This window comes from Serratia sp. szju (genome assembly GCF_044594185.1).
GTDB lineage: Bacteria > Pseudomonadota > Gammaproteobacteria > Enterobacterales > Enterobacteriaceae > Serratia > Serratia bockelmannii.
In genome coordinates this window covers 4,239,535-4,251,875 of the sequence record NZ_CP172576.1, presented here as the reverse complement: position 1 = coordinate 4,251,875, position 12,341 = coordinate 4,239,535, and the positions used below count along the sequence as shown (strand labels likewise).

Genomic DNA, 12,341 nt, shown 5'->3' with positions numbered 1-12,341 from the left:
ACGCTTGATTCGGAAAAAATAAAATAAGTAAATAATTATTAATAAATATAAGAAATTGATTTTAATAATAAATTTAAATTAATGATGACGGCACCTTCCTATCAGTTCTCCCACTGATGACGAGTCTCGTCTTAAGGTTTAGTTAAGCTTGCGGCCTTACATTGTCAGTTAATCCACGGAAACGATTCTTCTCTGGCGTTTAATATTCGTTAAACGAAAGGGATTTACAGTGTCATCAAAAGCAGCTCGATACGTTTGGGGTTAACTATGGATCAATTTTTGCCTTTCTCTCGTCCGGCCATCGGCGATGAAGAAATCGCCGCGGTAGAGAAAGTGTTGCGCTCCGGTTGGATCACCACCGGGCCGCAAAACCAGCAACTGGAAAGCGACTTCTGTTCCACCTTCGGCTGTAAGCACGCCATCGCGGTCAGTTCCGCCACGGCGGGCATGCACATCACGTTAATGGCGCTTGGCGTCGGCCCTGGCGACGAAGTCATCACCCCTTCGCAAACCTGGGTCTCCACCCTCAACATGATCGAGCTGCTGGGCGCCACGCCGGTGATGATCGATGTTGACCGCGATACGTTGATGGTCAGCGCCGCCGACGTCGAGGCTGCCATCACCCCGAATACCAAAGCGATTGTTCCGGTGCATTACGCCGGTGCCCCCCTGCAGATGGATGCGCTGCGCGCCGTGGCCGAACGCCATGGTCTGCCGCTGATCGAAGACGCCGCCCACGCGGTCGGCACGCGCTACAACGGCGAATGGGTCGGCGCGCGCGGCACGGCGATTTTCTCTTTCCATGCGATCAAAAACGTGACCTGCGCCGAAGGCGGCCTGATCGCCACCGACGACGATGCGCTGGCGGATCGCCTGCGTTGCCTGAAGTTCCACGGTCTGGCCGTCGATGCCTTCGATCGCCAGCAGCTTGGCCGCAAACCGCAGGCCGAAGTGGTGGAACCGGGGTACAAATACAATCTGTCCGACATTCACGCGGCGATCGCCGTGGTGCAACTTTCGCGCTTCGCCGAGCTGAACGCGCGTCGCAAGGCGCTGGCGCAGCGCTACCTGAGCGCGCTGGAAGGCTCGCCGTTCCAACCGTTGGGCGTGCCGGATTATCCGCATGACCACGCCTGGCACCTGTTTATGGTGCGCGTCGATCCCGAGCGCTGCGGCCTCGATCGCGACCAACTGATGGAGCGCCTGAAAGAGGTTGGCATCGGCACCGGGCTGCATTTCCGTGCCGCGCACACCCAGAAATTCTACCGTGAGCGCTATCCGCAGCTTTCTTTGCCGAATACCGAGTGGAACTCGGCGCGGCTGTGCACCTTACCGCTATTCCCTGATATGACCGACGCCGACGTGGATCGCGTGGTCAATGCCTTGTCTTCTGTTGTGGAGTCTTTACGTGTCTCGCGTTGAACCGATTAAAAAAGTGTCGATAGTCATCCCGGTATACAACGAGCAGGAAAGCCTGCCGGCGTTGCTGGAACGCACTACTGCCGCCTGTAAGCAGTTATCTCAACCCTATGAAATCATCCTCGTCGACGATGGCAGCAGCGACAATTCCGCCGACATGCTGACTGCGGCGGCGGAAAAGCCGGACAGCAACGTGGTCGCTGTCTTGCTGAACCGCAACTATGGCCAGCACTCGGCCATTATGGCCGGTTTCAATCAGGTGACCGGCGATTTGGTGATTACGCTGGACGCCGATCTGCAGAACCCGCCGGAGGAGATCCCTCGTCTGGTCAGCGTGGCGGAAGAGGGCTATGACGTGGTGGGCACCGTGCGCGCCAACCGTCAAGACTCCTGGTTCCGCAAAAGCGCCTCGCGCGTGATCAATATGATGATTCAACGCGCCACCGGCAAGTCGATGGGGGACTATGGCTGCATGCTGCGTGCCTACCGTCGTCATATCGTTGAGGCGATGCTGCACTGCCATGAGCGCAGTACCTTTATCCCGATTCTGGCGAACACCTTCGCCCGTCGCACGACCGAGATCGACGTGCGTCACGCCGAACGTGAGTTTGGCGACTCCAAGTACAGCCTGATGAAGCTGATCAACCTGATGTACGACCTGATCACCTGCCTGACCACTACGCCGCTGCGTTTGCTCAGCGTGGTCGGCAGCATCGTGGCGCTGTCCGGGTTTGTATTGGCACTGGTGCTGATTGCGCTGCGTCTGCTGCTCGGCCCTGAATGGGCCGCCGGCGGCGTGTTCACCCTCTTCGCCGTGCTGTTCACCTTTATCGGCGCCCAGTTTGTTGGCATGGGGCTACTGGGTGAATACATCGGCCGCATCTATACCGACGTGCGTGCGCGTCCTCGCTATTTTGTTCAGAAAGTGGTCGGTGCACAGCAGGACCACAATACTCAGGAAGAAGAATGATGAAAGCTATTGTATTTGCTTACCACGATATTGGCTGCGCAGGTCTGAAAGCGCTGACTGAGGCGGGTTATGACGTGCAGGCCGTATTCACGCACACCGACGACCCTGGTGAGAACAATTTCTTCTCCTCCGTGGCCCGTTTGGGCGCCGAATTGGATCTGCCGGTCTATGCGCCGGAAGACGTAAATCACCCGCTATGGGTTGACCGCATCCGCGCACTGCAGCCGGACGTGATCTTCTCGTTCTACTACCGCCACATGCTGAGCGACGAGATCTTGTCGCTGGCGCCGCAGGGCGGTTTCAACCTGCACGGTTCGTTGCTGCCGCACTACCGTGGCCGCGCCCCGGTGAACTGGGCGCTGGTGAATGGCGAAACCGAAACCGGCGCCACGCTGCACAAGATGGTGAAACGCCCGGATGCCGGCGACATCGTCGGTCAGCAGAAAGTGACCATCGCAGACAACGACACCGCGCTGACGCTGCACAAAAAAGTGCTGGAAGCCGCGCAGGTCGTGTTGCAAGAGCAGCTGCCGAAGCTGAAGAACGGCACCGCCACCTTCACCAAGCAGGATGAGTCTCAGGCCAGCTACTTCGGCCGCCGCACCGCAGCGGACGGCGAGATCCTGTGGCACAAGTCCGCCAAAGAGATCAACAACCTGGTACGCGCCGTCACCGAACCGTACCCGGGCGCATTCAGCTACCTCGGCCAGCGCAAGCTGATCGTCTGGCGCTCCCGCGTGCTGGATACCCAACATGATAAACAACCGGGCACCGTGCTGAGCACCTCGCCGCTGGTCATCGCCTGTGGCGAAGGCGCGCTGGAGATCGTCGCCGGCCAGAACGACAGCGGTCTGTACGTGCAGGGCAGCCGCCTGGCGCAAGAAATGGGCATCGTCACCGACGTGCGCCTGGCCGCCAAGCCGAATGCCGTTATGAAACGCCGCACTCGCGTGCTGATCCTCGGGGTTAACGGCTTCATCGGTAACCACCTGACCGAACGCCTGCTGCGTGACGATCGCTACGACATCTACGGCCTGGATATCGGCTCTGACGCCATCAGCCGCTTCCTCGACAACCCGCGTTTCCACTTCGTGGAAGGCGACATCAGCATCCACTCCGAGTGGATCGAGTATCACATCAAGAAATGCGACGTGGTGCTGCCGCTGGTGGCGATCGCGACGCCGATCGAATACACCCGTAACCCGCTGCGCGTGTTCGAGCTTGACTTCGAAGAGAACCTGAAGATCGTTCGCGACTGCGTGAAATACAACAAGCGCATCATCTTCCCGTCCACCTCAGAAGTGTACGGCATGTGCGACGACAAAGAGTTCGACGAAGACCATTCGCGTCTGATCGTCGGGCCAATCAACAAACAACGCTGGATCTACTCGGTCTCCAAACAGCTGCTGGATCGGGTGATCTGGGCTTACGGCGCCAAAGAAGGCCTGAAGTTCACGCTGTTCCGTCCGTTCAACTGGATGGGGCCGCGTCTGGATAACCTGGACGCCGCGCGCATCGGGTCTTCCCGCGCCATCACCCAACTGATCCTCAACCTGGTGGAAGGTTCGCCGATCAAACTGATGGACGGCGGTGCACAGAAACGTTGCTTCACCGACATCAACGACGGCATCGAAGCGCTGTTCCGCATCATCGAGAACCGTGATGGCCTGTGCGATGGCCAGATCGTCAACATCGGCAACCCGACCAACGAAGCGAGCATTCGCGAGCTGGCGGAAATGCTGCTGGAAAGCTTCAACAACCACCCGCTGCGCGACCGCTTCCCGCCGTTTGCCGGCTTCAAGGACGTGGAGAGCAGCAGCTACTACGGTAAAGGTTACCAGGACGTCGAGCACCGCACGCCGAGCATCAAGAACGCTCACCGCCTGCTGGGCTGGCAGCCAACCATCGAGATGAAGCAAACCGTCGCCGATACGCTGGACTACTTCTTGCGCACTACCGTTCAGGAAGGGAACGGTGCATGAAGAAAGTCGGTCTGCGGGTTGATGTAGATACCTTCAGCGGCACCCGTGAAGGGGTGCCGCAGTTGCTGGACCTGTTCGACAAGTACGACATTCAGGCCAGCTTCTTCTTCAGCGTGGGACCGGACAACATGGGGCGCCATCTTTGGCGCCTTTTGCGTCCGAAATTTCTGTGGAAAATGCTGCGTTCGAACGCCGCCTCGCTGTATGGGCTGGATATTCTGCTGGCTGGTACCGCCTGGCCGGGGCGCAACATTTCACGCGCGCTGGGGCCGCTGATGAAGCGCACCGCCGAAGCCGGCCATGAAGTCGGGCTGCACGCCTGGGATCACCAAGGGTGGCAGGCCAAGGTTGGCAAGTGGAGCGAAGCGCAGCTGACCGAACAGGTGCAGCGGGGCGTCGACGCACTGAGCGCCAGCACCGGCCAGCCGGTGAAATGCTCCGCCGTGGCGGGCTGGCGTGCCGATACGCGCGTGCTGGAGGTCAAGCAGCGCTTCGGCTTTCATTACAACAGCGATTGCCGCGGCACCCATCCGTTCCGTCCGGTGCTGAGCGACGGGCGCCACGGCACGGTGCAGATCCCGGTGACGTTGCCGACCTTCGACGAAGTGATCGGCAGCGAAGTCAGCATGGCCGACTTCAACGACTACATTCTGCGCGCCATCGAGAACGATCGCGGCGTGCCGGTGTACACCATTCACACCGAAGTGGAAGGCATGTCGCAAGCGGCGATGTTCGAACAGTTATTGCAACGCGCACGGCAGCAGGGCATCGAATTCTGTCCGCTTAGCGCGCTGTTACCACAAGATTTGGCGTCACTGCCGTTGGGCCGCATCAAGCGTGCTCCTTTCCCCGGCCGCGAAGGTTGGCTGGGCTGTCAAACCGATGTGAAGGACGTTACATGAAGGCGCTAAAAGGATCCTGGGCCATTCTGCTGGCCGTTTTTTTTGCTCTGGTTTACCTGATCCCGCTTAACGGCCGCCTGCTGTGGCAGCCGGATGAGACGCGTTATGCCGAGATCAGTCGTGAAATGCTGCAGCGCGGCGATTGGGTGGTGCCACACCTGCTGGGGCTGCGTTATTTCGAAAAGCCGGTAGCGGGTTACTGGTTCAATAACATCAGCCAGTGGCTGTTTGGCGAAAACAACTTTGCGGTGCGTTTCGGCTCGGTGTTCAGCACCGGCATGACCGCGCTGCTGGTGTTCGCGCTGGCGATGCTGATGTGGCGCAATGCGCGCCGCGCCAGCCTGGCGGCGCTGATGTTCCTGTCGATGGTGCTGGTGTTCAGCATCGGCACCTACAGCGTGCTGGATCCGATGATCTCGCTGTGGCTGGCGGCGGCGATGGTCAGTTATTACCTGACGCTGAAGGCCTCCTCGGTCAAGGGAAAACTGGGCGCTTACGCACTGCTGGGCTTGGCCTGCGGCATGGGCTTTATGACCAAGGGCTTCCTGGCACTGGCGGTGCCGGTGATCGCGGTGATCCCGATCGTTATCCAGCAACGCCGCATCAAGGATCTGCTGTGCTATGGCCCGGTGGCGATCGTGACCGCGACGCTGCTCAGCCTGCCGTGGGCGCTGGCGATCGCGCAACGCGAACCCGACTTCTGGAATTATTTCTTCTGGGTCGAGCATATTCAGCGTTTCGCCGAAGATAATGCTCAACACAAGGCGCCGTTCTGGTATTACCTGCCGGTTCTGCTGGCGGCGGTGCTGCCTTGGCTGGCGCTGCTGCCCGGCGCGCTGCTCAAAGGTTGGCGCGAGCGCGTGCAGCGCCCGGAGCTGTTCTTCCTGCTGAGTTGGGCGATGATGCCGTTGATCTTCTTCAGCATCGCCAAAGGCAAGCTGCCGACCTACATTCTGCCGTGCATGGCGCCGCTGGCGCTGCTGATGACCGCCTATGCGGAAGACTATGCCGCCACGCTGCGCGCCAAGCTGTTCAAGGCCAATGCCTGGTTGAACGGCCTGTTCGGGCTGATTGGCATCGTGGCGCTGGTGGTGTTGAGCTCCGGTCTGCTGCCGAAAGCGCATCTGTTTACTCCCCAAGAGTGGCCGAAAGTGGTGCTCGGCCTGATCGCCTTCGGTGGTTGGCTGCTGTTCGCATTGGTTTCCGCACGCGATAACGGCCGCCAATGGCGCTGGGCGGCGGCTTGCCCGGTGCTGCTGTGCCTGGTGATCGGTTACGCCATTCCGCAACAGGTGACCGATTCCAAACTGCCGCAAAACTTCGCCCGCGCCACGATGGCCGAGCTGGGCGACAGTCGTTACGTGCTAAGCGACAGCGTTGGGCTGGCGGCCGGCCTGGCCTGGGAGCTGAAGCGCAGCGACGTGCTGATGTACAGCCAGAAAGGCGAGGTGGCCTATGGTCTGGAGTATCCGGACGCCAAAGGCCACCTGATCAGCGATGCCGATTTCCCGCAGTGGCTGGCGCAGGCACGTAAGCAGGGGAACGTATCGTTGGTGCTGCAACTGTCACGTGGCGAAGCGCTGCCGCAGGAACTGCCTGCCGCAGACAAGGTGGATCGCATGAACCGCCTGGTGCTGATGTGGTATAAACAGCAACCATGATCGGTTTTCTGTTGGTGATAGTGGTCAGTCTGCTCACCTGTGGTGGGCAGCTGTGCCAGAAACAGGCGGCGCACTGTTGGGAACGGGCGGGCGAGGCGCGGCTGAAACAGACGCTGCGCTGGCTGGCGCTGGCGGTGCTGCTGCTGGGGCTGGGCATGGCGGTGTGGCTCAATGTGCTGCAACGTCTGCCGCTCAGCCTGGCTTACCCGATGCTCAGCCTTAACTTCGTGATGGTGACGCTGGCGGCGCGCTGGCTGTTTCATGAGCCGACGACCGCTCGCCACTGGTGCGGCGTGGCGTCGATTATGCTGGGGATCCTGCTGATGAGCGTGCATTCATGAGGGGCTATGCCTGGGGCGCCGCCAGCGTGTTGCTGGTGACGCTGGCGCAGTTGCTGATGAAGTGGGGCATGGTGCAAATCCCGCTGATGTCGTTCGCCGACGTCTCGTTGGCGTTGATCGGCGACTACTGGCTGCCGCTGTTGGCGGTGGGCGGCGGCATCTTCGGTTATGCGCTGTCGATGCTGTGTTGGTTCTTTGCGCTGCGCTACCTGCCGTTAAACCGCGCTTATCCTCTGCTGAGCGTCAGCTACGCGCTGGTCTATCTGGCGGCGGTGATCCTGCCGTGGTTTAACGAATCCGCTACGCTGCTGAAAACGTTGGGCACGCTGTTTATTCTGTTCGGCGTCGGGCTGATTAACAGCAAATCCGAGACAAAATCGCCGGAATAGGGTCAAAACCGGCGATCCTGCTATTATCTCCCTCATGGCGCTTGCCTTTTTCCCCGTGCGGGAGATAAATTAACGCCAAATAGCGCTCTCCTTACGTGGTGCCGGCTTTGCCTCGCAGGCGGTGGTGGTGTGCCGATTGGCATAATGCGGCAGCGTGTTCAATGAAGGAATATTATGCGGATGCGTGTGTGGTTTTTATTAGCCAGTTTGATCCTCGCCGGCTGCAGCAGCCATGCGCCGCCGCCGAGCGGCCGCCTGGCGGACTCTATCGTGGTGGTGGCCCAGCTCAACGAGCAACTGCGTCAGTGGTACGGCACGCCGTACCGTTACGGCGGCTTGGATCGCGGCGGCGTGGATTGTTCCGGCTTTGTTTACCGCACGTTCCGCGATCGTTTCGACATGCAGCTGCCGCGTTCGACCGAAGAACAAACCTCGCTGGGTACCAAGGTTTCGCGTGATGAGTTGATGCCGGGCGACCTGGTGTTTTTCAAAACCGGCGGCGGTGAGAACGGCCTGCACGTCGGCATATACGATACCAACGACCAATTTATCCACGCCTCGACCAGTCGCGGGGTGATCCGCTCCTCGCTCGATAACGTCTATTGGAAGCGTGTGTACTGGCAGGCGCGACGCATTTAACCTTAACCCGTTGATTTGGTGTATCATGGCGGCATCTCGTGTTTTGAACGGTGCCTGCCATGAACAGCCTGCGTTTACTGATCTCCGACTCCTACGATCCCTGGTTCAACCTGGCAGTGGAAGAGTGCATCTTCCGCGAAATGACCACGCAAAAAATTCTCTTCCTGTGGCGCAATGCCGAAACGGTGGTGATTGGTCAGTCGCAGAACCCCTGGAAAGAGTGCAATACCCGGCGCATGGAGCAGGATGGCATTCGGCTGGCGCGGCGCAGCAGCGGCGGCGGGGCGGTATTTCACGACCTGGGCAATACCTGCTTCACCTTTATGGCCGGCAAGCCGGGCTACGACAAGAGCGTCTCGACCGACATCATTCTGCAAGCGCTGCGGGAGCTGGGCGTGGCGGCCAGCGCATCGGGGCGTAACGATCTGGTGATGGAAACCGCCGACGGGCCGCGCAAAATATCCGGCTCGGCCTATCGAGAAACGCAGGATCGCGGTTTCCATCACGGTACGCTGCTGCTGAATGCCGATCTGGAACGGTTGGCGGACTATCTCAATCCGGATCCCAAAAAGCTGCAGGCCAAGGGGATTACCTCGGTGCGTTCGCGCGTCGCGAATCTGGCGGAGTTTTTGCCGGATATCAGCCATGCGCAGGTATGCGACGCCATCGTACAGGCCTTCTTCGCCCACTATGGCGAGACGGTCGAGCCGGAGATTATTTCGCCGGACGTGTTCCCCGATCTGCCCGATTTTGCCGCGCAGTTCGCCAAACAGAGCAGTTGGGAATGGAATTTTGGCAAGGCGCCGGCGTTCAGCCACTTGCTTAACGAGCGTTTCGTCTGGGGCGGCGTAGACTTGTTCTTCGATGTGGAGAAGGGGGCGATTGTTCGCGCGCAGGTGTTCACCGATAGCCTGAATCCCGCTCCGCTGCAGCGGTTGGCGGACATGCTGGTGGGCTGCGCGTACCGCAGTGAGCCCGTCGCCGCCTGCTGTGACCGACTGATGGCGGAGTATCCTCAACAGGCGGCCGAATTAGCCGAGTTGCGGCAATGGCTGAGCGAAACGATCCGTTAGCCGGAGTGGGAATGGTGAAGGGGATGAGCGTGCTCATCCCTTTTTTTATCGCTGAAATCGGCGTTTAGCAGGGGCGTAGCGCAGATTTTCTGAAAATCAAGATGGGCACTTTTTTACATTTTCAATGCCGAGAATAACGGGCGGAATTGATGCGTTATTAAATTTAATCAGTCGTCGTTAACGGTAGGAAAAATCCGCGTTAAGGAGGAAAGATTATTTTACTTTATTTAAGATTTTTCTTAAATAAAACAAGGGAGATAAGTCAAATTTAGCCGCCAATCCATTCAACTTAAGCCAAATACCTTTCCACATAACGCGTTTGGCGGTCGCTATGGCATAAGTCAGGCTGCTTTTCTTTGCGCCTTTCACGATTGTCGTATAGCTTTAATCTATCAATTAAATGATATTTCATGGGTATTTACATTGATATTTCCGATTAATCCCAGAGGGATTGATCGATAAAATATATTGATATACGATGATACGCTAGCCATTCATCCTGTGGCATTAAAATGAACATCCAACTCGAAGCTGACTTTATTAGTAGCTATGTTTTGCAACCTGTTTACTCAATGGAGGGCGGGCTGTTGGCGGTTGAAATGTTGAGCCGTTTCAACAGTCTCGACGGTGATTTAGCCATGCCGGCCGAAATTGGGATTAATTTATTGACGTCTGAACAAAGGATTGAGTTATTTAATGAGCAATTGAAACTTGCGGAGCAGCATTCGGCTTGGTTTACCGGTAACAACGTGCAGTTGACCATCAATATCGAAGAAACCATCGTCGAACTTATTCTTTCTGATTCGGCGTTATGTCAACGGATCGGGCAATATCCTTTTATTGCATTTGAAATCAGTGAGAGTTTTCCGAATCTTTCGGCCGGGAAGAACAACCCGAGCGTGCGGCGATTAAGCGAAATGTTTTCGCTGTGGCTCGATGATTTCGGTTCCGGTAAAGCCACGTTGACCGCGCTGTACGATGGTTTGTTTGACTATGTAAAGATAGACAAGCGTTTTTACTGGCAGCTGTTTACCCATCAGGGATATGACGTGGTCATCGACTCGTTGTTAAAGAATATCAACCTGTTATGTAAAGGCGTAATCGTCGGAGGAATAGAGAAAAAAGAGTACTTTAATAAACTCAGATACGCCGGTGTTTTAGGCCTGCAAGGTTTTTTATGGCCCAGCGTTGGTGTGGATAATCTGCAAGCTTTGCTGGCGAGGCCCAGCGAGTTCAATAATTAAGAAGTGATATAAAAAACTACACACAATGAGGTAAATAATGCACGGGGTGAGGTTACTGTGATCCCGTCGCCGTTATTCGCCATCGCTTTATGCTGATAACTGCGTTTGTCAGCCGACGTTAAAGCGCGTTTCCTCAGCTGAGGGGCAACGCCAAACTCCCCGCATCCGCCCTGGTGACAGGCGGATGCGTTCTCCCTGCATTCCTTCGGTGTTAATCCGCCCGTTCAGGCTCTACACTACGCTGAAACGGAGGGCCTATGCCGCAGTTCGATAACGCTTACTACCAACAGTTACCCGGTTTCTACACCGCCCTGAACCCGACACCGCTCAAGGATGCACGCCTGCTGTACCACAGCGAGCCGCTGGCACGCGAGCTGGGGCTGGATGAAAGCTGGTTTACCCAGGATAAAACCCCCATTTGGGCGGGAGAATCGCTGCTGCCCGGCATGCAGCCGCTGGCACAGGTGTACAGCGGCCACCAGTTCGGCGTATGGGCCGGGCAACTGGGTGATGGCCGCGGCATTTTGCTGGGCGAACAGGTCATGGCGGATGGCAGCCACCGCGATTGGCACTTGAAGGGGGCCGGGCTAACGCCATATTCACGCATGGGGGATGGCCGCGCGGTGCTGCGTTCGGTTATCCGCGAGTTTCTTGCCTCTGAGGCGCTGCACCATCTGGGGATCCCCACCACCCGAGCGTTGACTATCGTCACCAGCCAGCAACCGGTATATCGCGAGCAGCCAGAACGCGGCGCCATGCTGATGCGAGTGGCGGAAAGCCATGTGCGCTTCGGCCACTTCGAACACTTTTATTACCGTAAACAGCCGGAGCAAGTGCGGCAGCTGGCGGATTTCGTCATCGCCCGTCACTGGCCACAGTTGCAGGATCTGGCTGAGCGTTACCTGCTGTGGTTTACCGACGTGGTCGAACGCACGGCGCGTTTGATCGCCCATTGGCAAACCGTCGGTTTCGCCCACGGCGTGATGAACACCGACAATATGTCGATTCTCGGTATCACCATCGATTACGGCCCTTATGGCTTCCTGGACGACTACCAGCCCGGCTATATCTGCAACCACTCCGATCACCAGGGGCGTTACGCCTTCGACAATCAGCCGGCGGTGGCGCTGTGGAACCTGCATCGCCTGGCACAAACCCTGTCTGGGTTGATGACCACCGAGCAGCTGCAGCAGGCGCTGTCGGCATATGAGCCGGCGCTGATGCGCGCCTACGGTGAACAGATGCGCGCCAAACTCGGCTTCTTCACGCCGACGGCGCAGGATAATGACGTGCTCACCGGTCTGTTGAGCCTGATGGCGCAGGAAGGGCGGGACTATACCCGCACGTTCCGCTTGTTGAGCGAGACCGAACAGCAGCAGGCGCAGTCGCCGCTGCGCGACGAGTTTATCGACCGTGCGGCGTTCGACGCCTGGTATCAGCAGTATCGTCAGCGCTTGCAACAGGAACAGGTCAGCGATGCGGAACGGCAACGGGCGATGAAGGCGGTGAACCCGCGCCTGATCCTGCGCAACTATCTGGCGCAGCAGGCGATTGAGGATGCGGAGAAAGACGACGTGGGCCGTTTGCAGCGGTTGCATCAGGCTCTGCTGAGACCGTTCGACGATGCGCCGGAGTATGACGATCTTGCTGCGCTGCCGCCGGATTGGGGCAAACATCTGGAGATTTCCTGCTCCAGTTGAGATGAAAAAGGGCGCCTCATG

11 protein-coding genes are annotated in these 12,341 nt (G+C 58.0%); all 11 read left to right on the top strand.

Features of this window, described 5'->3' with window-relative positions; translation table 11 throughout:
- Positions 1 to 267: 267 nt before the first annotated feature.
- The 11 genes from arnB to RE418_RS19995 all read left to right on the top strand — a co-directional run bounded on the left by arnB (position 268) and on the right by RE418_RS19995 (position 12,320).
- Positions 268 to 1,422 carry a UDP-4-amino-4-deoxy-L-arabinose aminotransferase gene (gene arnB / locus RE418_RS20045; RefSeq protein WP_025302623.1) on the top strand — a complete coding sequence of 385 codons (1,155 nt, stop codon included), beginning with the start codon at positions 268 to 270 and terminating at the stop codon, positions 1,420 to 1,422.
- The gene (gene arnC, locus RE418_RS20040) at positions 1,409 to 2,389 is read left to right on the top strand and encodes an undecaprenyl-phosphate 4-deoxy-4-formamido-L-arabinose transferase (RefSeq protein ID WP_025302624.1); all 981 of its coding nucleotides are present in this window, start codon (positions 1,409 to 1,411) and stop codon (positions 2,387 to 2,389) included. The genes arnB and arnC overlap by 14 nt, the downstream gene beginning before the upstream one ends.
- Positions 2,389 to 4,371 (top strand): bifunctional UDP-4-amino-4-deoxy-L-arabinose formyltransferase/UDP-glucuronic acid oxidase ArnA, encoded by a 1,983-nt coding sequence (arnA, locus tag RE418_RS20035; RefSeq protein WP_049210229.1) that lies wholly within the window; start codon positions 2,389 to 2,391, stop codon positions 4,369 to 4,371. The genes arnC and arnA overlap by 1 nt, the downstream gene beginning before the upstream one ends.
- Positions 4,368 to 5,273 (top strand): 4-deoxy-4-formamido-L-arabinose-phosphoundecaprenol deformylase, encoded by a 906-nt coding sequence (gene arnD, locus RE418_RS20030; RefSeq protein WP_043143382.1) that lies wholly within the window; start codon positions 4,368 to 4,370, stop codon positions 5,271 to 5,273. The genes arnA and arnD overlap by 4 nt, the downstream gene beginning before the upstream one ends.
- Positions 5,270 to 6,934, top strand: a complete 1,665-nt coding sequence (gene arnT / locus RE418_RS20025) for a lipid IV(A) 4-amino-4-deoxy-L-arabinosyltransferase (RefSeq protein WP_025302627.1) — start codon at positions 5,270 to 5,272, stop codon at positions 6,932 to 6,934. The genes arnD and arnT overlap by 4 nt, the downstream gene beginning before the upstream one ends.
- Positions 6,931 to 7,275: a 4-amino-4-deoxy-L-arabinose-phosphoundecaprenol flippase subunit ArnE gene (gene arnE / locus RE418_RS20020; RefSeq protein ID WP_025302628.1), complete on the top strand. Its 345-nt coding sequence runs from the start codon at positions 6,931 to 6,933 to the stop codon at positions 7,273 to 7,275. Before arnT ends, arnE begins: the two co-directional genes overlap by 4 nt.
- Entirely contained in the window at positions 7,272 to 7,664 is a 393-nt protein-coding gene (gene arnF, locus RE418_RS20015) for a 4-amino-4-deoxy-L-arabinose-phosphoundecaprenol flippase subunit ArnF (protein ID WP_025302629.1), read from the top strand. Before arnE ends, arnF begins: the two co-directional genes overlap by 4 nt.
- 174 nt (positions 7,665 to 7,838) lie before the next feature.
- Positions 7,839 to 8,303: an NlpC/P60 family protein gene (locus tag RE418_RS20010; protein WP_016927954.1), complete on the top strand. Its 465-nt coding sequence runs from the start codon at positions 7,839 to 7,841 to the stop codon at positions 8,301 to 8,303.
- A 59-nt stretch (positions 8,304 to 8,362) separates the two neighbouring features.
- Positions 8,363 to 9,376, top strand: coding sequence for a lipoate--protein ligase A (locus tag RE418_RS20005; RefSeq protein WP_025302630.1), 1,014 nt, complete (start codon positions 8,363 to 8,365; stop codon positions 9,374 to 9,376).
- Between the two features lie 512 nt (positions 9,377 to 9,888).
- Positions 9,889 to 10,620: an EAL domain-containing protein gene (locus RE418_RS20000; RefSeq protein WP_025302631.1), complete on the top strand. Its 732-nt coding sequence runs from the start codon at positions 9,889 to 9,891 to the stop codon at positions 10,618 to 10,620.
- A 257-nt stretch (positions 10,621 to 10,877) separates the two neighbouring features.
- Entirely contained in the window at positions 10,878 to 12,320 is a 1,443-nt protein-coding gene (locus tag RE418_RS19995; protein ID WP_025302632.1) for a YdiU family protein, read from the top strand.
- Positions 12,321 to 12,341: the final 21 nt, after the last annotated feature.

What these genes read in the sequence shown, in the direction of transcription:
- arnB (WP_025302623.1), top strand. Translation starts at nt 268, where the DNA reads ATGGATCAATTTTTGCCTTTCTCTCGTCCGGCCATCGGCGATGAAGAA.
- arnA (WP_049210229.1), top strand. Translation starts at nt 2,389, where the DNA reads ATGAAAGCTATTGTATTTGCTTACCACGATATTGGCTGCGCAGGTCTG.
- arnD (WP_043143382.1), top strand. Translation starts at nt 4,368, where the DNA reads ATGAAGAAAGTCGGTCTGCGGGTTGATGTAGATACCTTCAGCGGCACC.
- arnT (WP_025302627.1), top strand. Translation starts at nt 5,270, where the DNA reads ATGAAGGCGCTAAAAGGATCCTGGGCCATTCTGCTGGCCGTTTTTTTT.
- arnE (WP_025302628.1), top strand. Translation starts at nt 6,931, where the DNA reads ATGATCGGTTTTCTGTTGGTGATAGTGGTCAGTCTGCTCACCTGTGGT.
- arnF (WP_025302629.1), top strand. Translation starts at nt 7,272, where the DNA reads ATGAGGGGCTATGCCTGGGGCGCCGCCAGCGTGTTGCTGGTGACGCTG.
- RE418_RS20010 (WP_016927954.1), top strand. Translation starts at nt 7,839, where the DNA reads ATGCGGATGCGTGTGTGGTTTTTATTAGCCAGTTTGATCCTCGCCGGC.
- RE418_RS20005 (WP_025302630.1), top strand. Translation starts at nt 8,363, where the DNA reads ATGAACAGCCTGCGTTTACTGATCTCCGACTCCTACGATCCCTGGTTC.
- RE418_RS20000 (WP_025302631.1), top strand. Translation starts at nt 9,889, where the DNA reads ATGAACATCCAACTCGAAGCTGACTTTATTAGTAGCTATGTTTTGCAA.
- RE418_RS19995 (WP_025302632.1), top strand. Translation starts at nt 10,878, where the DNA reads ATGCCGCAGTTCGATAACGCTTACTACCAACAGTTACCCGGTTTCTAC.